Here is a 20,660-nt window from a genome sequence, read left to right as displayed (position 1 = left end):
GAGGAATCCATGCGTCTTGCCGTAGTGCAGGCTGCCGGGCTGCTCGGCGACGGGTCGCTGCGGCGGTGCCGGAAGTGGCTGGAACAGGCGGCCGGCCTGGAGGCACGGCTGCTGGTGCTGCCCGCCGGGTTCGCCCCGGAGTTCCGCCGCGAATTGGGCGGCCTCGCGGCAGAACAAGGGGTCGCGGTGGCGGCCGGCGGCAGCACCCACGGCAACGGCCCCGAACTGTGGCTGTTCGATGCGTACGGCGGGCTCCAGGCCTGCACGGACGCCGCCGCGGTCGTGCCGCTGGAGGGGCTGCTCATCGGGCTGGCTGCGGAGGACGACGCCGGCGCGGTCGCCCTGCCGGCGGGCGGCACGTCCCGGCGGTCGGTCTCCGACGACGGCGCGCAACTGCTCGTGGTGCCCGGCGGCAGCAGCGGCCGGGACGGCTGGTTCCGTGCGCTGGCCCGCCGGGGAGCATCTGCGCCGGCGGTGGCCTGGAGCGGACCGGGCCACAGCTTCATCGCTGCGCCGCAGACGGGGGTGGTGGCCCAGGCCGGCCTGTATGAAGAGCTGATAGTTGCGGACATAGAACCGCCCCGGCGCGGCCGGAGCATCGGCCCCAGCTGGTTCGCCCGCCGGTATCTGGACGAGCGTCCCGAAACCCGGCGGGAGGCGGCGCCCGCCGGAGCGGCGCGAGGCTCCTGACCCCGGGACCCCCGCGGGTTTCAGGCCCCGTGCGAGGCCTGCCGCCGGCCCGCCAGCCGTTCCTCGATCACCTGGGCGACGCCGTCCTCGGCGAACGCCGGGGCGCGGAACGGGGCTGCTTCCAGCGCGGTGCGGTGGCCGGAGGCCATCGCGTAGCCGGCCCCGGCCCACCGCAGCATTTCGATGTCGTTCGGCATGTCGCCGAAGGCCACCACGTCCTGGGGGCCGATGCCCAACGAACCGGCGTACTCGGCCAGGGTCACCGCTTTGTTGAGTCCCGGCCGTGCCATCTCGAGCAGCGGGTTGCCGGGGGCAGAATGCGTCACCGCGGCCAGATGCCCCACCGCCGGGCCCACCTCGGCCAGGAAGGCGTCGGGGTCGATGTCCGTCCCGCGGGCCAGCAGTTTCACGACCGAGTCGGAGCGGCGCAGGCTTTCCGGCAACAGTTTGGGCACGATGCCGTCCAGAAGCTCCACCGAGCCGGGCTGCAGAAAGTTCGGTTCCAGCAGGAATCCCTCGGTCGTTTCCGCCGCGAACGTCACCGCCGGGTGCAGGCCGAGGATGATCCGGCGAACCTCGAGGATGTTCGCGTGGGGCAGCGTCTGCGCCGAGAGCACCCGCTCGGCCACCAGATCGTAGAGCACGGCGCCGTTGGAGCAGATCACCCGGCCGCGGTGTCCGATCTGCTCGGCCAGCGGAGTCAGCCAGCGCGGGGGCCGGCCGGTCACGAAGACGATTTCCACTCCCGCGGCCGCGGCGCTGCGAAACGCCCGGACGGTGCGGGGGCTGATTTTGCCGTCCCGGCCGATGATGGTTCCGTCGAGGTCGCTGGCGATAAGGCGCATTGCACCAGTCTAGGGATGCGGCCGGCGGCGCAGGCGGCTAGCCCAGCTCGTGGCGGCGCGGCGGATTCGCCCCTGCCCGGGATACCGTGATGGCTGCGGCACGGGCAGCGTGCGCCATCACGTCTTCGAGCGTGGCGGAGGCCATGTCGCGCAGCTTCCCGCGGCGGGCCGAACCGGAGAATCCCGCGTTCAGCAGTGCATCGAGCAGCCCCGACATGTACGCGTCGCCGGCGCCTACGCTGTCAACGACGGCGGACGCCGGTGCCGCGACCTCTGCCGTCCCGGCACGGACCACTCCCCAGCTGCCCTTCGCCCCGCGCGTGACCACCACCGCGGCCGGCCCCCGCTTCAACCACGCACGGGCCGTCTCTTCGACGGTACGGTCCGGGTACAGCCACCGCAGGTCTTCGTCGGAGGCCTTGACCACGTCGGCCAGGACCACGAACTTTTCGGCCTGCCGCCGGGCGAAGTCCCGGTCCGTGATCAGCGTGGGCCGGCAGTTCGGGTCGTAGCTGACCAGGGCCCGCGGATGGGCCCGCTGGACGGTCCTGTACACCGTGTGCGCGCCAGGCTCCAGCATGGCCGCGACGGAGCCGGTGTGCAGCCAGACCGTCTCGTCGAGCAGCCGGGGCCGAATTTTTTCGAGGTCCGGCAGTTCCCAGAGCAGGTCAAAAGAGTAATGGGCGGCGCCGGCGGGATCCAGGGTAGCGGTGGCAGCGCTGGTCGGCGACGCATCCGGATCCAGCGGCACCAGCACGGAGTTGCGGCGCAGATGGCCGTGGACCAGGTCCCCGAACCGGTCCTTGCCGTACCGGCCGACGAACTGGACCGGGTGGCCCAGCCGGGCCAGGCCCACCGCCACGTTCATCGGGCTCCCGCCGACGTGCACCCGCGGCGGCATCGTGTCGGAGCGGACGACGTCCACCAGGGCTTCGCCTATGACCGTGAGCACAGTGCCAACGTAGCAGAGCGCCGCCGGTTGCGGCACCGGCATCAGCCCAGGCCGGCCAGCACCCCGCGGATGCGCGCAAAGGCAGCAGAGGCAGGATCGATCAGCGCATAGTGGTCACCGGGAACGAGCACGAGTTCGGCCGTCCCGCCGGCGGTCCGGGCGGCGGCGACATAGCGCTCGGACAGTTCCCTCGGCACGTCGGCGTCCTGGTCGGCGTGGAAGGCGTAGACGGGGACCGGCAGCGGCACGTTCCGCAGGGGATCGGCGAGCCGGTAGGGATGCGCAGCACCTGGATCAGCGTCCTCCGGCCGCCCGAGCAGGTTTTCGACGGCGCCGTCGCTCAGACCCAGCTCGTGGGCGCGCGCCACATCCAGCACCCCGGACTGGCTGAGCACCGCAGCGAGCTCCACCCGCGGGGCGGCGCCGGGCACCCGCACCCCCGACTCCTCCGACCGCAACCGGCCCCGCCCGGCCGCCCACACCGCCAGGTGGCCGCCCGCGGAATGGCCCATCCCCACCACCCGCTCGAGCGGGAAGCCGGACTCGTGCGCAACGTCGGCGAGCCGGTCGATGCCGGAGGCGACGTCGTCGAACGTCTCCGGCCAGCCGCCGCCGTTGCCTGCGCGCCGGTATTCGATGTTCCAGCAGACCCAGCCGCGGCCGGCGAGGTCCCGGGCCAGCGGGCGTCCGAGCTCGGCACCGTAGGCAGCGCGCCAGTACCCGCCGTGGATGATGACGACGACGGCGGTGTGCCGCCGCCGGGCGGGCACATACAGTTCCGCGTACTGGCTGGGATCCGGGCCGTAGCTGTGCCGGGTGTACTCCATCCCTGCACTGTAGCCGCCCGCCGCTACGGCGCCCCGTTGGAGACGCTGTCCTCCACCTCGCCCGAGCCTTCCGCGCTGCCGTCACCGGACATCCCCGCCACGGTGGTCCCCCGGTGGTTCAGCTTCCACGGCGCCGGCACCAGGCGTCCGCCGGCGGAGGCGCGCCCCTCCAGCCGGTCGATCAGCAGGTCCACCACGGTACCCACCAGCGGCTCCGGTCCCACCGAGCTCAGCGGCGGTTCGGAGTGGTGTCCCAGATCCGAGGTGTCCACGCCGATGATCTCCATCTCCTCCGGGATCCGGAGCCCCGCCGCGGTGGCGGAGCCGGAGACGCACAGGGCCTCCAGGTCCGCCGTGGTGAAGAACGCCGTGGGCGGATCGGCCAACTTCAGCAGCCTGCCGGTCTCCTCGTAGGATTCACGCCAGGACCCGTGCGTTGCACGCACCAGGTTTTCGTCCAGTTCTGCGCCGAGGTCGGCCATCGCCTGCCGGAACAACCCCAGCCGGGAACCCCGGGGGCCCGGGGCCGGCCCGCCCCGGTGCAGCACGGCGATGCGGCGGTGCCTGGCAGCAAGATACGCAGCCGCCTCGGCGATGCCGACCTCAGCGTCCACTTTCAGCACGTCGAAGCCGTCAGGCTGGAGGAACTGCGACACGACCACCTGCGCCACGCCCCGGTCGGCGAGGTCCCGCAGGGTGTGGTCTTCCTCGGGCGTTTCGGTGCTGAAACCCAGGATGGCCCCGTCCGCGCCGCCGGAGAGCATGAAGTTCCGCCATGCCTCCTGGCCCAGCAGGACCACCACCCGGTACCCGTGCTCCGGCAGCACACGGTTGGCAACCTCCGCCAATTGCCGGTCCCAGGCCGAATCCAGGTTTTCCACCACGACGGCCACGGTGTCCGTCCGCCCCCGGCGCATGCCCCGGGCGGCGTGGTTGGGCACATATCCCAGCGACTTGGCCGCCTCGATGACCCGGGCCTTGGTCGGTTCGCTGATCCTCGTTGAACCCCCGTGCCGGCCGGACAAGACGTATGAGACCGTTGCCAGCGAAACGCCGGCGCGCTCGGCGACGTCGCGAATAGTCGGCTTAAATGAACTCCCCATGATGCAGTTCTGCCTTCTTCCCCAAGAATCATCCCCCGAAACTTCCCCCCAGAAGTTCCCCTGGGTAAAGACTAACGATTCATCGGCAGAATGATAGGGGTAGGGTCAAAATTTTTGAGCGGCAGCTCCGCGGGTCAGGCCTGGACCTGCGGGATTTCGACGACGACATCCGACGGCTTCTTGTCCGGCCGGAAGCCGCGCCAGACCGGGTGGCGGAGCTTTCCGGACCCGGTGCGTTCGCTGAACTGGACCTCGCCGACCAGCGCGGGCCGCACCCAGTGCGCGTCGGACGCGTCCGCCGCCGGCACGCCCTCCAGCGGCGGGGTCTTGCGTGACATCTTCTTCAGCCGTGCACCGATTTCGGCCAGTTCGCGTTCCGTCAGGCCGGAGCCGACGCGGCCGAGGTAGCTCAGCTCCACGCCGTCGGGCACGGCCACCAGCAGCGAGCCGACCTTCCGGGCCCGCGAGCCCTTGCCCGGCCGCCAGCCCACTATGACCACTTCCTGCGTCAGCTGGTTCTTGATCTTGATCCAACTCCTCGTCCGTAGGCCCGGCGCGTAGTTGCTGTCCGTGCGCTTGGCGATGATGCCTTCCAGGCCGACCTCCCGGCTGGCTGCGACCGCTTCGGCCACGCTGGCATCCAGCTCCGGCGGCACCTGGATATGTCCGTCGTCCGGCGCCTCCACCGCTTCCTTGAGGATTTCCCGCCGCTGGGAGTATTCCAGCCCAAGTGTTGGTGTTCCGTCCAGTTCCAGCAAATCGAAGAGGAAATACTCCACCGGGTATTTCGCGGCCGCGCGCTCGATATCCGCTTTCCTGGTGAGGTTCATGCGGTTCTGCAGGCGGCCGAAATCCGGCCGCCCTTTGGCATCGAGCGCGACGATCTCGCCGTCCAGCACCGCGGTTTGGGCCAGGACGTGGTCGGGCAGGTCTGCCAGTTCCGGGTAGGTCTTGGTCATGTCGATGCCGTTGCGGCTGACCAACCGCACGGCCCCGTCGGCAACGACGGCGACGGCCCGGATTCCGTCCCACTTCATTTCGTAGGCCCAGCCCTCCTCCTCGTCGATGGAGGCCTCGGTGCCCTGCACGGCCAGCATCGGCTTCACCGCTTGCGGCGCCCCGGCGTCCTGCGGTGCGGAGCCGGCATCATCCGCCGGCGCGGTTGTGCCGGCCGCCCGCGCGGCGCGCCCGGACCCGCCGCCGTCCGCCGTCCCGGCAGCAGGACGCGGCTGGTCCTTCATCAGGTGCATCAGCCAATTGTCCTTGCCGTCCTCGCCGCCGGTGCGGATCAGGGCGTAGCGACGCGGACCGGGGGGCCCGCCGTCGTTCGCCAGGCCGCCGTCGGGGCGCCCGTGCAGCACGATGATGACTTCCTTGCCCTCGCGCCACTTCTCCACTTCGTAGGTGCCGCTGTCCCAGATGGTCATCACCCCGGCGCCGTATTCGCCCTTCGGGATGGTGCCCTCGAAGGTGGCGTATTCCATGGGGTGGTCCTCGGTGTGGACGGCCAGGTGGTTCTTACCGGTCGTGACCGGCGGGCCCTTGGGCACGGCCCAGGACACCATCACCCCGTCATGCTCCAGCCGGACGTCGTAGTGCAGCCGGCGTGCGTGGTGCTCCTGGATGACGAAAACCGGTTCATCGTCCGACTCCCGCCGCTCGATCACCGCCGGCACCGGCTCGGGCGTACGGTCCGGGTCGCGCATCGAACGGTACGTGCTGAGCCGGTCCCGCCCCGGCTCCTGCAGGGACTGCTCGTCGGCGGTGCCGCCCGCCATGCCGGCCAGCGGGTCGCCCATCTCCTTGACGCGCTCCAGCACCTGCCTGAAGTCGAGGTGAGCCAGGTCCGGGTCTTCCAGCTCGGCCCAGGTGCGTGGCACCGCCACGGTGGGGTGCGGCCGGCCGCGCAGCGAGTACGGGGCAATCGTGGTCTTGGCCCAGTTGTTCTGGCTCCAGTCGACCAGCACCTTGCCCGTGCGCAACGACTTCTTCATGTCGCTGACCACGAGGTCCGGATGGTCGGCCTCCAGCAGGCGGGCCAGCTCGTGCGCCACCTGGCTGACGTCCTCCGAGGTCTGCTTGCCGTCCAGCCCGGCGTACAGGTGGATGCCCTTGGAACCGGAGGTCACCGGCCGCGGGTCGAGCCCCATCCCCTCCAGGATGTCCTTGATCAGGAAGGCCACTTCGACGCACTCCGCCAGCCCGGCCCCTTCCCCCGGGTCCAGGTCCAGCACCATCCGGTCGGGATTGTTGATCTTGCCGCGCGGGCCGAACTTCCACTGCGGAACATGGATTTCCAAGGCCGCAATCTGCGCCAGCCACGTCAGGGTGGCCCTGTCATTGGCCAGCGGGTACACATTGATGTTGCTCTTGTGCTCGATGGTGTGCCGCATGACCCAGTCCGGCGCGGACTTGTCCAGGTTCTTTTGGAAAAACACCTCGCCCGGTTCCTCCGCCGTGCCGACGCCGTGGACCCAGCGTTTGCGCGTCACCGGCCGGTCCGCCGCATGCGGAACCAGGAACTCGGCGATCTCCGAATAGTAGGCGATCACCTCGGCCTTGGTGGTCCCGGTTTCCGGGTACAGCACCTTGTCCAAATTCGTCAGCCTGAGCCGGCGCCCGTCGACGGCTACGGTCTCCCTTTGGCTGGTTTTCAGGCTGGAATTCTGGCTGGCCATACCGCCAGTCTGTCCGCCGCGTGGCCGCTTGGCTAGGCCCTCGCCTCTGGCTTTGTACCGCCCGCGGGTGTTCACTAGTGGCATGAGAGCCATCTGGAAAGGCGCGGTGGCGTTCGGGCTGGTCAACGTGCCGGTCAAGCTCTACAGCGCCACCGAAGACCACGATGTGAGCCTGCACCAGGTCCATGACAAGGACGGCGGGCGCATCCGTTACCAGCGCCGGTGCGAGGTTTGCGGCAAGACCGTCGACTACCAGAACATCGACAAGGCGTACGACGACGGCGAGCACACCGTGGTGATCACGGACGAGGATTTCAAGTCCCTGCCGGTCGAAAAGAGCCGCGAAATCGAGGTCGTCGAGTTTGTCCCGAGCGACCAGATCGATCCGATCATGTTCGACCGCAGCTACTATTTGGAGCCGGATTCGAAGTCGTCCAAGGCCTACGTCCTGCTCCGGCGGACCCTGGAAGAAACGGACCGCACGGCCATCGTGCAGTTCGCGCTGCGGCAGAAGACCCGGCTGGCGGCGCTGCGGGTCCGCGGCAAGGTCCTGATGCTGCAGACTCTGCTGTGGGAGGACGAGGTACGGGAGGCCAGTTTCCCGTCGCTCGAGGAAACCGTGCGGATCTCAGCGAAAGAGAAGGAGATGTCCGCCGCGCTGGTGGAGTCGTTCTCCTCCGACTTCACGCCCGGGGATTACACCGACGAGTACCAGGAACAGCTGCGGACCCTGATCGAGGCGAAGCTGGAGCAAGGCGAGGCGCTGGATACGGCAAAGACCTTCGGCACGGACGAAGAGGAAGAAGGCGGCAAGGTTCTGGACCTGATGGAGGCGCTGCGCCGCAGCGTGGAGCAGAACCGGGAGGCCAAGTCTTCCGCCGGCTCCCCGTCCAAGAAGAAGTCAGGTTCCAAGTCCGAGGCGTCAAAGGGCGCCTGACGCGCGGTAAACGGACGACGGCGGGGCGGTGCCCACACCGCCGGGACCGCCTGCCGTTCGGCTACTGCCGGTAGTTTTCCACTTCCTCGGCCGGCCGGGTCTCTGCTTCGCCCGGGTCCTCGCCGGCCTTGCGCTTGGCACGGCGCTGGCGCAGCAAGTCCCAGCACTGGTCCAGCTGCTCTTCCAGGCGGCGCAGCTCGGCGGCGCGGGCGGCGGCCTTGTCCGGCTCCTCCGGCGCGGAGTCGCGCAGTTGTTGTTCCTTCTCGACCAACGCGCTGATGTAGTTCTGGATGTCCTGGTCCATGGCACGCCCCTCCCGGCGGTAGTCACCTCAGGCTACGTCGCACGCCATCCGCGGGCTAGGGTTGCCGCCTCCTCAATGGACTGCGTTCTGTGGTTGACTTCCTGCAGGGCAATCCCGGTGACGGGCGACGTGGAGGAACAGAAGACTCATGGCATATGGCGAGCTCGACACCTCGTCCGGGGTACCCCTGTATCGCCAGATCAGGGAAATCCTGCGCAGGGAAATAGCCGAGGGGATCGCTGATCCCCGGAAGCCAATGACCGAGGCGCAGTTGCTCAGCCGGTTCGAGGTCAGCCGGGCGCCCATCCGGCAGGCACTCCAGGAGCTTGCCAGCGAGGGATACATCTACCGGAAACAAGGCAAGGGGACGTTCCCGGTCATCGGCACCAGGGTCCAGCGGCCGGCCGACGTGCGCTCGGGGGCCCTGTACCAATACCTCGCCGAGAGCGGACTGCATCCGACGGGGAAGGTCGCCGGCATCGAGCGGGTGGAACCGCCCGGCCGGATTCGGGACCTCCTGGGACTCGAAGCGCACGAGCGGCTCCTGCATTTCACCCGCCTGATCTCGGTCGAGGATGAGCCTCTCGTCGAAGCCGACGTCTACATTCGGGCGCCCGAGGACTTCAGCCCGACCGCCGCGGAACTGGAACGCGTTGGCTCCGCCTTCGAACTCCTCAAGAAAGAATTCGGCATCGCACACGTCCGCGCCGAGCACGAAGCCTGGGCAACCGCGGCCACCGCCGAACAGGCCGCGACCTTCGGGGTGGCCGTGGGGAGCCCGTTGCTCGTCATCGAGACGGTCTTCTTCACCACGGGTGACCTGCCCGCCGGATGGCGCTCCGCGGTGCACCAGGCAGAGAAATTCAAGTACCGGTTCAGCACCGGCCAGTAGGCCGCGGCCATGCGGGAAATCCACCCAGTCCGCCACCCCCGACGGGGATGTTTTCCGATGAATTGCCTTGACTTTGGCACTACATCATGTAAACCTAGTTGACAGGTAATCAAGGTCACATCAGCGGGAGGCCCGCGGCCGGTAGCGGAACGCCAGGCCCCCCGATGGACTGCCTCCTTCGTTTACTACCGCCTGCACCGGTTTCGGCGAGGAATGAATCCAGAGGTCGCGGTGCATGATCCTTCCCCGCGTGACGTCTGCCATGGCGTGGCGTCAGACGAAAGGTTGTGCCATGACGGATACAACAACCCCCCACCCGACGGCCAATACCGTTCTTGGCCCCGTTCCCGCCCACGAACTGGGTGTGGTCGCGGTCCACGAGGCCCTGCTCTCGGTGGTCCCGGGAGCCCAGTACGCCCCGGACATCAGCATGGACCGGGCGGAGATCTTCGAGGTCCTGGCCGGAAAGCTGACCGACTTCCGCAGGGCCGGCGGCCAGACGATCGTCGACAGCACCGGCATGTTCCACGGCCGCGACGTGAAGCTGTACGAGGCGCTCTCGCGCTCGACCGGCGTGCACATCATCGCCTCCACCGGCATGGGGCCGGAGGAAATGCTCGGCGGCTACTTCCTCACCCCGCAGACCAACCCGCCGACCCCGTGGCCGGCCGAAAAGTTCGCCGACCTCTTCTCGAAGGAAGTCAGCGAGGGCATGGTGGTCCCGCGGGTCGAGCGCCGCGGAGCCGCCGGTCTGGTCACCAGCACCGCCACCCGCGAGGGCATGACCCCCACCGACGAGAGCCTGTTCCGCGGGGCGGCCCGGACCGCCCTGACCACCGGCATCCCGGTCTCCATCCGCTACGGCGCCGACGCCCTGCACGACCTCGACGTCGTCCTCGACGAGGGACTGCCCGCCGGGCGGGTCCTCGTCGGCGGCCTGGACCGCCGGGACGCCGCGGACGCCGGCGCGGCGCTTGAGGTGGCCCGCCGCGGCGCCTTCGTGGGCCTGGACCACGTGGGCCTGGACGACGACGGCGGCTACGTCACCGACCGCGAGCGGGCCGGACTGGTGCTCGAGCTGGTCAGGGCCGGCCACACGGACCAGATCATCCTCTCGTCCAACGCGATCGGCGTGGCCAAGGGACACCCGGACTACGACCTGCCGTTCAGCCATGTGCTGACCACCTTCGTCCCCTTCCTGAAATCACTGGGCCTGGGCGACGACGACGCCCGCCGCATCCTGGTGGACAATCCGCGCAACCTGCTGGCTGTGCGCTGAGCACCGCGGCCCGCCATCAACAAGCTTTCGATACCCCTGAGGTGAAGGAATGACCAAGGTCAACACCGTGCTGGGAACAATCCCGGCTGAAGAACTGGAAATCGTGGCAGTCCACGAACACATCGGCTACGGCATGCCCGGCTCCGAGCTCGACACGCGATGGTGGAAGTCGCCGGAGCAGGCCTACGAGGAAACCGTGCCGAAGCTGCGCAGGTTCCGCGAAAACGGTGGCGGCACCTTCGTGGACGCCACCGGCATCTGCAACGGCCGCGACGTCGACTATTACAAGTCCCTGTCGGCCAAGACCGGCGTGCACATCGTGGCCTGCACCGGCTTCGTGGGCGGCGACACCGCCCTGCCGCACTTCGCACGGGCGTCGGTGGACTACCTGGCGAAGGTGTTCATCCACGAAATCACGGTGGGGATCGGCAACACGGGCGCCAAGGCCGGCGTCATCAAGGTCGGCGTGAGCCGCGGCGGCAAGATGACCGAACTCGACAAGCGGATCTACCGCGCGGCCGCCCGCGCCGCCGTCCTCACCGGGGTCCCGATCCTCACGCATCTGGCGATCGACCCCGAGCCCGCCGTGAACATCTTTAACGAGGAGGGCCTCCCGTTGGATCGCGTCCTCTTCGGCCACGCCGACGACGGCCTGAACGCACCGATCACGCCGCACGACTGGATTTACGAGCAGGGCGGCCGCATCGGCTTCGACACCTTCGGTTACGACCTCGAACTGCCCGACCCGCCGTTCTGGGGCCGCAAACGCGCCGAGCGGATGGAGCACTTCGTCAAGCTGGTGAACAAGGGCTACGCGGACAAGCTGCTCGTCTCGGCCGACGCCAACTGCAGCCCGCTGGGCTGGCCGGGCGTGAAGGGCCACACCATCAACTACATCTTCAATGACATGCTCCCGGACATGCGCGCCGCCGGCATCGACGACGCCACCATCAAGCTCCTCCTCGAGGACAACCCGGCCGACTTCCTGTCCATCAAGGCCTAAGCCCCAACTATTCATCCACCCGCCCCGCCACAGACGACGGCTGCGGGACCCCACCATTAATTTCACCCCCGAGGTCGCCCCGCGGCGTCCAGTGAAGGAACAACAGAACAATGCAGACTTCCGAAATCCAGAACCTGAAGGTGGCCGTCGTGGGCGGCGGCTACGCCGGCGCTTCCGCTGCCCTGGCACTGCTGCAGCTCGGCGCCGACGTGCACGTCTACGAGCAGGCCCCCGAGCTTGGTGAAGTAGGCGCCGGCATCGGCCTGCGGCCGCCGACCGTCGAGGTGCTGCGCAAGTGGGGCGTGTTTGAAGAGTTCGCCAAGGTCTCCGCCCCTTCCGACGCCATCGAGGTCTACCAGGCCAACGGCGAGCTGATCGCCCGCGATCCGTGGCCGGGCATCAACGAGTACGAGCAGACCAACCACTGCCGCATGGTCCACCGCGGCGACGTCATCGAAACCCTGCTGCGCCTGCTGCCGGCCGAGCGCGTGCACATCGGCCACAAGATGATCACCGTCACCGACAACGGCGACTCCGCCACCGTGAAGTTCGAGAACGGCGTCGAGGTCACCGCCGATCTGGTCCTGGGCGCCGACGGCATCCGCTCCAGCGTCCGCAACCAGATCTTCGGCGAGGTCCAGCCGGTGTTCTCCCACACCATCGCCATGCGCGCCGTCATCTCCGCCGACGATGCCTACGGCCTGGTGGAGAACGACAACTTCCGCGTCTACGTGGGCCAGAACGGCACCACCGTATACTTCCTGCCGCTGCGCCACCGCAACCAGGTGTCCTTCGACATCACCGCCCCGAGCGACGACACCGCCTGGGCCCCGGAGGTCACCCACGAGTACATCGGCCAGCTGCTGGAGGGCTTCGACGAGCGGCTGCAGAAGATCGGCCAGGAGCTGGACATCGCCTCGATGACCAACCGCGGCGTCTACGACATCGACAAGCAGCCGACCTGGCACACCAACAGCGTTGCCCTGGTGGGCGACGCCGCGCACGCCATGCTGCACCATCAGGGCCAGGGCGCCAACTCCGCCATGCAGGACGCCGCCTGGCTGGCAGACGCCATCAAGGAAGGCGCCGACCTGCAGGACGCCCTGCGCACCTACCAGGCCAAGCGCAAGCCGATCACCGACGTGCTGCAGGACATCTCCCGCAAGCCGTTCGACATCGGCGACTCCTTCCCGGAGACCACGTCCTTCGAGAAAGGAGCTGGTGTCGAGTGACCATCCACCCCGAGATCGGCAAACTCCTGGCCACGCTGCCGCCGTTCGACCACGGTACCCGGCCGGACCCCGAGGCTAAGCGCGCCGGAGACCTGCAGTTCGTCGCCCCGCTGGAGGACCGGCTGCCGCTGCACTCGGTCGAGGACACCGTTGCAGCCACTGCGGCGGGCGAGGTCCCGGTGCGGATCTACACCCCGGCGGAGGCGGAGTCCTACGGGCTGCTGGTGTACTTCCACGGCGGCGCATTCTTCTCCGGCAGCCTGGAAACGCACGACCATGTCGCGCGGGCGCTGGCCAAGGAGAGCGGTTACAAGGTCATCTCCGTCGGCTATCAGCTGGCACCCGAGGCCGCCTTCCCGACCAGCCTGCAGGAGTGCTACGGCGTGGTCCGCTGGGCCGTCGAGCAGGGCGGGAGCCTGGCCTGGGACGGCAAGAACCTGGCTTTGGCCGGCGACAGCTCCGGCGCCAACTTCGTGGCGGCGGTGACGGCGATGGCCCACGACGAGGGCTTCGACCGGATCACGCACCAGGTCCTGTACTACCCGTCGCTGGACTTGGACTTCGACGAGGACCGCTACTCCTCGCTGTGGGAGAACGCCACCGGCTACGGCCTGGAGACCCCGGCGCTGAAGCCGTGGAACTCCTTCTACCTCGAGAGCGGCGCGGACCCGGCCGACCCGCTGGTCTCCCCGATCAAGCGCGAGGACCTCACCGGCCTGCCGAAGGCCCTGATCATCACCGCCGAGTACGATCCCCTGCGCGACGAGGGCGAACTCTACGGCCGGCGCCTGAAGGACGCCGGCGTGGACACCACCGTCAGCCGCTACGCGGGCGCCAACCACGGCTTCGTCCAGAACTTCTTCTGGATCCCGGACATGTACCGGGCCTACCAGGAAACGGGCGAGTTCCTCAACCGGGGCTGACCCCACCCAGCCCGAACGCAACGGCGGCGCGCACCCACAGGTGCGCGCCGCCGTCGTCGTTCGGGGCGTGGGACCGGTCAGGCGGTCTTGCCGTACAGCTTGCGGTAGCCGTGCAGCGTCGTGAAGAACGGGGAAGGCTCCAGCGTCGGATCGCCGGTGTAGCCGAGTTCCTCGGCCACCGAGGCGAACGGCGAATAGGGCGAGCCGGTCTCCCGCAGGCCGCCCTCCACGGAGCGGCGCGCGGCGGCGCGGACCCGGGCCTCGATGTCCAGGCTCTCCTGCAGGGCCTGCCGGGCCGTGCTGCCGTCCATCCCGATGTCGAAGGGGACGCCCTCGGTGTTGCGGTAGGGGTGGCCAAGGTACAGGCGCTGGGGACGGATCTCGTCGCGCAGGTAGCGGAGGCTGGTCCGGTAGGCATCCGGGTCCTCGTAGCCCGGGAAGTGGTTGGCGGCACCGTGGACCTGGACGGAGTCGCCGACAAACACCGCGTCCTGCCCGTCCACCACGTAGGCCACGGAGCCGGCGGTGTGGCCGGGGATGTGGTGCACGGAGACCGTGACGTCCCCGCCAAGGCTGAGGGTTTCGCCGCCCTCCAGGAGCATGTCCGGTTCCATCTCGCCCGAGATGGCATGCCCGGCTGCCTTCGTCTGCTCCTCGACGGCGTTCGGGTTGTCCAGGTACTGCCGGCGGACGTCGAGGTAGTTCTGCACGTGCGCCTGCCGGGAGCGCAGCAACGGGGCGTCCGCCCGGTGGATGACGACCTTTGCCTTCCGGCCGGTGAGCTCCCAGAGGGCGTGGGCGCCGCCGAGGTGGTCGATGTGGCCGTGCGTCAGCAGGATCCACTTGACGTCCTCGATGCGCCGGCCCAGCTTCTCCAGCTGCGGCACCATGCCCTCGGCCGGTGACGTGGTGATGCCCGTGTCCACGATGGCCGGCCCGGGCGCGTCGATGAAGAAGCTGTAGAGACCGAAGCGGCCCCAGGGCGAGACCAGCGGATGGATGGTCACTTCTTGCGTCATTGTTCTCTCCTCAGCTCCGGGACCCGTTCACGGTCCTGATGGTACGGGTCGCGCGGACCCCTGCCCTCGCGCGGCCTTTCGGCGTCGCGGCCCGGACCTGGGGTCGCCATCGTTTGCACGCACTTTATTATAATAATATAATCGAGCCACGCTCTGGAGAGCACGCCTGCCAGCGGGACACCTGGCACTCGAACGTCACCAAGGAAGTGCACACTCATGACTGATTTCACGACGTGGAATGCCGGTGGGGAGACGATCAAGATCCGCAAGGACCTGCGGATCCCGATGCGCGACGGCGTCGAGCTCGCCGCGGACACCTACCAGGGCCTTGAGGACAAGCCCCGGCCGGCACTGGTGGCCCTGAGCCCGTACGGCAAGGAGCTGCAGGCGCTGGCGCTGACCACTCCCCCGCAGCGGCGTCCGAGCCCGATGTGGGACGGGTGCATCGAGGCCGGCGACATCGCCCGCATCGTCAAGGAGGACTACGTCCACGTCATCGGCGACCTGCGCGGGTCCGGCGACTCCGGCGGCGAGCACATTGGCAACTACAACGCCGGCGGCGTATCGCTGGGCCAGGATGCGTACGACTTCATCGAATGGGTTGCCGAACAGCCGTGGTGCGACGGCAACGTCGGCATGGTCGGCATCTCCTACTTCGGCTCCATGCAAGTGCTGGCCGCGGCCGAACGCCCGCCCCACCTGAAGGCGATTTTCGTCAGCGGCGGCCACTATGACTTTTACGAAACCACCTACCACGGCGGCATCATGTGGTTCATGCCCCGCGCCGCCCGCGAAGGCCGCGGCGGAGACTCCGGCTGGGCCTTCACCGACGGCGTCAAGTCCCGCATGATCGAAAAGTACCCGCCCGAGGAGCTCAAGAAGCTGGTCGCCAAGCGCCTCGAGGACCCGGACGTCGCCGCGTGGCCGAACCTGGTCCACGTGCTGCATTACCCCAAGAACCACGAAGCCTGGTTCGACATTGTCATGAACGAGCTGGACGGCGAGTGGTACGAGGAGCGCAACCCGATCACGCTCGCCCCGAACATCGACATCCCGGTCTGGCTCCAAATCGACCAGGGCCGCGGCTGGACCATGGACGGCACCATCGAGCTGTACAACTCGCTCAAGGGACCCAAGAAGCTGACCATCGGCCCCTACCCGCCCATGCAGTCGCGCCCCTTCATCGAGGAGCACGACAAGATGTTCCGCTGGTACGACTACTGGATCAAGGGCATCGACAACGGCGTGATGGACGAGCCGGCCGTAAGCGTTTTCGTGGAAGGCTCCCGCGAGACCGTCGAGGCGGACCAGTGGCCGCCGAAGGAGATCGAGTACAAATCCCTCTACCTGCGTCCGCGCCACAAGCTGTCGGCCGAGCCGGAGCTGATGGGCGTCGAGTACGCGGCCCCGGACGGCTTCTACCAAGCGCCGCTGACGGTGACCGACAAGGTGGAAATCATCAGCTGGAGCACCGGGCCGTTCGAAGAGGACACGGAGATGATCGGCACCGGCGCCGCGCACATTTTCGCCGAGATTGACCAGCCGGACTCGAACTTCATCCTGCGCCTGTGGGACTACGCCCCGAACGGCAAGCGACAGCTGATCACCACCGGGTACCTCAAGGCCTCGCACCGCGAGCTCGACGAGGAGCGCACCAGCGAGGGCAACCCGATCCACCCGCACACCCGTGCCGTGCCGGTGGAGCCGGGGAAGATCGAGGAGTACGTCCTGCGCCTCTATCCGTTCGCGAACACCTTCAAGCCGGGACACCGGCTGGTGGCCGAACTTTCCAACGGCGAGCCGCTGGCCGACGAGCACAACGCACTGCTGCCGCCGGACGCCTTCCACCTCCCGGTGGGACGCCCCGTCACGCACAAGATCTACCGCGACGCCGCGCACCGGTCCCGACTGGTCCTGCCCTTCACCGCCCGCACGGCGGAGGATGAGGCGAACTGACGCGACGGCAGCCCCGACTGCCGGCCGGCCGCCCTCGAGGTGCACCTAGGACCTCACCCCGGCCGTGGTGATCAGCGATCCTGAACGTCACGGCCGGAGGTGCCCTGCGCACCTCTTATCCTTGGGTAATGGAAACAACCGAGCGCGGCAAGGCGCGGAAAGCCGTCGAGGAAAACCGCGATCTGGCGGTGGCCTTGATCGACATCTCCTCCGATGTCCGCCGAAAATCCCACGAGAATTCCGGCGTCCCCTTGCTGCCCAACGGCATGGTGGACATCATGCGGGTCATCGAAGCGCACCCGGGCATAACCGTGGCCGAGGTCGCCTCCAGGCTCGACCGCCAGTTCAGCAACGTGAGCACCCAGCTGCGCGAACTGGTGGCCCGCGGGCTCGTGACGCGGAGACGCGACGAGGCGGACAAGCGCTACGTGACGCTGCACCCCACCGACGAGTCCCAGCGGATCAGGATCATGCTGGAAACCGCGTGGGCGGAAACCCTCGGGACGGCGGCAGCCAGGCTGCACCCCGGGGAACGGGAGCAGATCGCCGCGAGCCTGCCCGCCCTCCAGCGCCTGGCGGCACTGATCAACGAGCCGGACCAGCGCTGAACCGTCGGGCAGGCTTTAGTTTTTCGTTATACTTATACTTTTGTAAGTATTAGCGGAGCCGTGTCTGCCCGCACCCCACAACCAGAAAAGGTGTCCATGAAAGACGTCCTAGAGGAGAAAATTCCGCCCGGAGAGGTGGAGGCGGCGGAGGCCGTGGAGCCCGAAAGGATCTCGCCCAAGCGCATCGCCGCCGTGATCACCGCCTTGGTGCTGTCAGCGCTGATCATGATCCTCAACGAGACCGTGCTGACCGTCGCCCTGCCCGACCTGATGGCGGACCTGGGCGTCCAGGCCACAACGGCGCAGTGGCTGACCACGGGCTTCATGCTCACGATGGCCGTTGTCATTCCGACCACCGGCTTCATGCTTCAGCGGTTTACCACGAAGAGCCTCTTCGTCAGTGCCATGCTGCTCTTCATCGTCGGCACGGCGCTGGCGACCATCGCCCCGACGTTCGCGGTGCTGCTCATCGCGCGCATCGTCCAAGCGTCCGGCACGGCCATCATTCTGCCGCTGCTGATGACCACCACGCTCACCTCCGTGCCGGTCCGGCACCGCGGCACCGTCATGGGCCTTAACTCCGTGGTCATCTCCGTGGCTCCGGCCATCGGCCCCACCCTCTCCGGCGCCGTCATCAACTCCTTGACGTGGCGCTGGGTCTTCGGCCTGATGGTCCCGGTGACCATCATCGTCTTCCTCTTCGGCGTCATTGCCATCAAGACCGGCAAGGAGACGCGCAAGGCTCCGCTGGATGTCCTCTCGGTCATCCTCTCCGCTTTCGCCTTCGGCGGCATCGTCTATGCGCTGTCCTCGATCGCCGACCTGATGGAAGGCTCCTGGGCCCCGGTCGTGGCACTGGTTGTCGGCGCCGTCGCGCTGGTCCTTTTCATTCAGCGCCAGCGTGCCCTGCGCAAGACCGAGTCCGACCTGCTGGACCTCCGTCCGTTCAAGGTGCACAACTTCCGCATCTCGGTCATCATCGTGATGATCGCCATGGCCACCATGCTGGGCACGGTCATGGTGATGCCGATCTTCATGCAGAACGGCATGGGACTGAGCACGTTGACCATCGGCCTGGCCCTCCTGCCCGGCGGCCTGATCCAAGGCATCGTGTCCCCGATCGTGGGCCGCATCTACGACAAGGTGGGACCCCGGCCCATCGTCATTCCCGGCGCCTTCCTGCTGGCCGGCGGGCAGTGGCTGCTGGGCAGCGTCCATATTGATACCCCGGTGACGACGATCGTCATCTTCCATACTGTGTTCTGCGTCGGCATGGCCATGCTGATGACCCCGCTGATGACCGTGGCCCTGGGTGCCCTGCCGCGTGCGCAGTACGGCCACGGCAGCGCGATCATGAATACCCTGCAGCAGTTGGCCGGCGCCGCGGGTACAGCGGTTCTCATTGCCGCCATGACCATCGGTACGGCGGCGGCAGCCGCCCCCAGCGGCATCGCGGCGAACGTCGCCCTGGTCGACGGCGTCCGGGTCGCCTTCACGGTCGGCGGCATCCTCGGCCTCGTGGCCGTCGTGTGCGCACCGTTCGTTCGGCGCCTGCAGGAGAACGCCGACCACTAGGGCCCGATTGCCCCGCCCGCACGCTCAAAGGAAGCCGGCCACCCCCACGGGATGGCCGGCTTCCTGTGTCTCGGTCGCGCGCCGCGGGATGCTACGCGGCCGTATGCGGTGCCGCTGCTTCCGGTTCGGTTTCCTTGACGCCGTGCAACCCAAAGAAGCTGAGCAATGCCGCGGCCAGGGCCGCGATGGCGACCACCAGGAAGGCCTGCGTGAATCCGCTGCCCAGGGCCTCGAGCGCGAACTGGGTGCCGCCCGATCCGGGAACGCCCTCGGGGATGCTGTTGAGCGCGATCGGACCGCCCGCTTCCGCAATGCCCATCGCCGGACCCAGCTGGTCCGGAGCCAAACCGGAGGTCTGCAGGGAGGTCATGAGCTTTCCGCCGGCGGTGGAGAGGGCAATGGCGCCCACCAGCACCGGTCCGAGCGCAAACCCGAGGTCGCGGAGCAGGTTGGTGGTGGCGCTGGCCATGCCGGTCATCTCACGCGGCACCGAGTTCACGGCAATAGCGGTCATCGGGCTCAGCGTGAAGGCGAAACCAAGTCCGACCAGCAGGGACGGCAGGATGAAGGCGGTCACGTCGCGGCTGGTGACATCGGCAGTGGAGTTGATCAGCGCGCCGGCCGCCATGGCCAGAAATCCGAACGTCATCAGCCAGCGGGACGAGACACGGGCCTGCAGCCTGGACAGCACGGGGATCAACACGAAGGCCGGCCCCTGCAGCAGCAGGAACAGCAGGCCGAGGTACAGCGGGTTCTGGTGCTGGACCGGCCCCAGCCACATGCTCGTGGAGAAGCAGGCGCCCAGGAAAGCGAACATGCCGACCACGGCCACGATCGACGCGATGGCGAACTGGCGGTTCAAAAACAGCCTTAGCTCCAGCAGCGGGGACTCGACGCGCAGTTCAATGGCCACAAAGATCGCCAACAGCACCACACCGGCGGCGAGGGCGGCTACCACGTGGGTGCTGGTCCAGCCGTCTTCGGGACCCTGTACCAGCCCGAAGAGAACCAGGATCAGGCCCAGTGCGAAGGTGATTTGGCCCCAGATGTCCATCCGGCGCTCCCGGGCCACCTTGGCCTCGGCGGAGCGCAGGGCGGTCAGCAGCAGTGCGGCGAGGGCCGTCAGCACCACCACCGCATAGGCCCCTCGCCACCAGCCGAAGCCGGCAAACACGCCGCCGAGCAAGGGCGACAGGGCCGAACCGGCCGAAAGGAAGCCCGCCCAGATGGCGATGCCGCGCACACGCTCCTGCATGGAGCGCGCCACGGAAGCAACCAAGGCCAACGATGCGGGGAAAATCGCACCCGCACCCAGGCCGTTGATGGCGGAGCCGATCCACATGGCCTGGACCGTCGGGGATATGGCACAGACCAGCGAGCCGATCATGACCAGCACGGCCCCGCCCACGACGAGCTTGCGGTGGCCATACTTGTCACCGAGCACACCGAAGGTCAGCTCGAAAACCACCACCGGAATCATGAACGCGGCGGTGATCCAGGTCAGCTGGGAACCGAACGTGTTGAAGGTGACCTGGAATTCGCCATTGAGCGCGCCGGGCAGCGCGTTGGCGATCTGCGCCACCATGACCGCCAACGATGCGGCGACCAGTGTGCCTCTGGTGCGCGCGGGCGTGACTTGCACGGGCGGCGCCTGGGGCGGCGGATAGGACTGCGGCGATGACGTGTGGGTCCCCTGGTCCTGGCTCATATGAACTTCCTTGTCATGGTGTGAGCTGCGTGGTGAACGGGTGGTGCTCGGCGGAACCGGTCGGGGCATGGCGGCCGCATTCGTCCGCACTCGCTGAAACCGGTTGGTCGACGAGACCCTGCCGCAACG

Annotated in this window: 18 protein-coding genes; 10 read left to right on the top strand and 8 right to left on the bottom strand. The window is 68.0% G+C overall.

Translation table 11 applies throughout. The features are described 5' to 3' along the window. The first annotated feature begins 9 nt into the window (after positions 1–9). Positions 10–690: a hypothetical protein gene (locus AC5RVZ_RS09135; RefSeq protein WP_494065415.1), complete on the top strand. Its 681-nt coding sequence runs from the start codon at positions 10–12 to the stop codon at positions 688–690. Between the two features lie 20 nt (positions 691–710). Here the strand turns inward: AC5RVZ_RS09135 and AC5RVZ_RS09130 are convergent, their stop codons facing one another. From AC5RVZ_RS09130 to AC5RVZ_RS09110, 5 genes are all read right to left on the bottom strand, one after another. Then, complete coding sequence (locus AC5RVZ_RS09130; RefSeq protein ID WP_494065414.1) at positions 711–1,535, bottom strand: HAD family hydrolase; 825 nt, start codon at positions 1,533–1,535, stop codon at positions 711–713. A 37-nt stretch (positions 1,536–1,572) separates the two neighbouring features. Then, the gene (locus AC5RVZ_RS09125; RefSeq protein WP_494065413.1) at positions 1,573–2,487 is read right to left on the bottom strand and encodes a carbohydrate kinase family protein; all 915 of its coding nucleotides are present in this window, start codon (positions 2,485–2,487) and stop codon (positions 1,573–1,575) included. Between the two features lie 41 nt (positions 2,488–2,528). Continuing rightward, the gene (locus AC5RVZ_RS09120; protein WP_494065412.1) at positions 2,529–3,314 is read right to left on the bottom strand and encodes an alpha/beta hydrolase; all 786 of its coding nucleotides are present in this window, start codon (positions 3,312–3,314) and stop codon (positions 2,529–2,531) included. Positions 3,315–3,337: 23 nt separating this feature from the next. Then, the gene (locus tag AC5RVZ_RS09115; protein ID WP_494065411.1) at positions 3,338–4,417 is read right to left on the bottom strand and encodes a LacI family DNA-binding transcriptional regulator; all 1,080 of its coding nucleotides are present in this window, start codon (positions 4,415–4,417) and stop codon (positions 3,338–3,340) included. A 134-nt stretch (positions 4,418–4,551) separates the two neighbouring features. Next, positions 4,552–7,095 (bottom strand): ATP-dependent DNA ligase, encoded by a 2,544-nt coding sequence (locus AC5RVZ_RS09110; RefSeq protein ID WP_494065410.1) that lies wholly within the window; start codon positions 7,093–7,095, stop codon positions 4,552–4,554. 82 nt (positions 7,096–7,177) lie between these two features. Between AC5RVZ_RS09110 and ku the strand changes: the two genes are divergently transcribed. Continuing rightward, the gene (gene ku / locus AC5RVZ_RS09105) at positions 7,178–8,032 is read left to right on the top strand and encodes a non-homologous end joining protein Ku (protein ID WP_494065409.1); all 855 of its coding nucleotides are present in this window, start codon (positions 7,178–7,180) and stop codon (positions 8,030–8,032) included. Positions 8,033–8,093: 61 nt separating this feature from the next. Here ku and AC5RVZ_RS09100 read toward each other — a convergent pair whose 3' ends face one another. Beyond that, positions 8,094–8,336 carry a DUF2630 family protein gene (locus AC5RVZ_RS09100; protein ID WP_494065408.1) on the bottom strand — a complete coding sequence of 81 codons (243 nt, stop codon included), beginning with the start codon at positions 8,334–8,336 and terminating at the stop codon, positions 8,094–8,096. Positions 8,337–8,484: 148 nt separating this feature from the next. On the opposite strand from AC5RVZ_RS09100, the gene AC5RVZ_RS09095 reads away from it, so the two are divergent. From AC5RVZ_RS09095 to AC5RVZ_RS09075, 5 genes are all read left to right on the top strand, one after another. After that, positions 8,485–9,228 carry a GntR family transcriptional regulator gene (locus AC5RVZ_RS09095; RefSeq protein WP_494065407.1) on the top strand — a complete coding sequence of 248 codons (744 nt, stop codon included), beginning with the start codon at positions 8,485–8,487 and terminating at the stop codon, positions 9,226–9,228. A gap of 292 nt (positions 9,229–9,520) precedes the next feature. Then, on the top strand, positions 9,521–10,507 hold the full coding sequence (locus tag AC5RVZ_RS09090) for a phosphotriesterase family protein (RefSeq protein ID WP_494065406.1): 987 nt from the start codon (positions 9,521–9,523) through the stop codon (positions 10,505–10,507). A 49-nt stretch (positions 10,508–10,556) separates the two neighbouring features. After that, positions 10,557–11,510: a phosphotriesterase family protein gene (locus AC5RVZ_RS09085; protein ID WP_494065405.1), complete on the top strand. Its 954-nt coding sequence runs from the start codon at positions 10,557–10,559 to the stop codon at positions 11,508–11,510. Between the two features lie 110 nt (positions 11,511–11,620). Beyond that, positions 11,621–12,742, top strand: a complete 1,122-nt coding sequence (locus AC5RVZ_RS09080; protein ID WP_494065404.1) for an FAD-dependent oxidoreductase — start codon at positions 11,621–11,623, stop codon at positions 12,740–12,742. Beyond that, positions 12,739–13,665: an alpha/beta hydrolase gene (locus AC5RVZ_RS09075; protein WP_494065403.1), complete on the top strand. Its 927-nt coding sequence runs from the start codon at positions 12,739–12,741 to the stop codon at positions 13,663–13,665. The genes AC5RVZ_RS09080 and AC5RVZ_RS09075 overlap by 4 nt, the downstream gene beginning before the upstream one ends. A gap of 77 nt (positions 13,666–13,742) precedes the next feature. On the opposite strand, the gene AC5RVZ_RS09070 is transcribed toward AC5RVZ_RS09075, so the two are convergent. Next, positions 13,743–14,684, bottom strand: coding sequence for an MBL fold metallo-hydrolase (locus AC5RVZ_RS09070; protein WP_494065402.1), 942 nt, complete (start codon positions 14,682–14,684; stop codon positions 13,743–13,745). Positions 14,685–14,900: 216 nt separating this feature from the next. Between AC5RVZ_RS09070 and AC5RVZ_RS09065 the strand changes: the two genes are divergently transcribed. From AC5RVZ_RS09065 to AC5RVZ_RS09055, 3 genes are all read left to right on the top strand, one after another. Further along, on the top strand, positions 14,901–16,640 hold the full coding sequence (locus AC5RVZ_RS09065) for a CocE/NonD family hydrolase (protein WP_494065401.1): 1,740 nt from the start codon (positions 14,901–14,903) through the stop codon (positions 16,638–16,640). A 128-nt stretch (positions 16,641–16,768) separates the two neighbouring features. Further along, positions 16,769–17,248, top strand: a complete 480-nt coding sequence (locus AC5RVZ_RS09060; RefSeq protein WP_494065400.1) for a MarR family winged helix-turn-helix transcriptional regulator — start codon at positions 16,769–16,771, stop codon at positions 17,246–17,248. A gap of 96 nt (positions 17,249–17,344) precedes the next feature. Continuing rightward, positions 17,345–18,823 carry an MDR family MFS transporter gene (locus AC5RVZ_RS09055; RefSeq protein WP_494065399.1) on the top strand — a complete coding sequence of 493 codons (1,479 nt, stop codon included), beginning with the start codon at positions 17,345–17,347 and terminating at the stop codon, positions 18,821–18,823. Positions 18,824–18,914: 91 nt separating this feature from the next. On the opposite strand, the gene AC5RVZ_RS09050 is transcribed toward AC5RVZ_RS09055, so the two are convergent. After that, positions 18,915–20,531, bottom strand: coding sequence for an MFS transporter (locus AC5RVZ_RS09050; RefSeq protein WP_494065398.1), 1,617 nt, complete (start codon positions 20,529–20,531; stop codon positions 18,915–18,917). Between the last annotated feature and the right edge of the window lie 129 nt (positions 20,532–20,660).

The sequence above is a fragment of the Arthrobacter sp. Cza30 genome (genome assembly GCF_059090765.1).
This window is presented reverse-complemented; position numbering and strand designations above follow the sequence as displayed.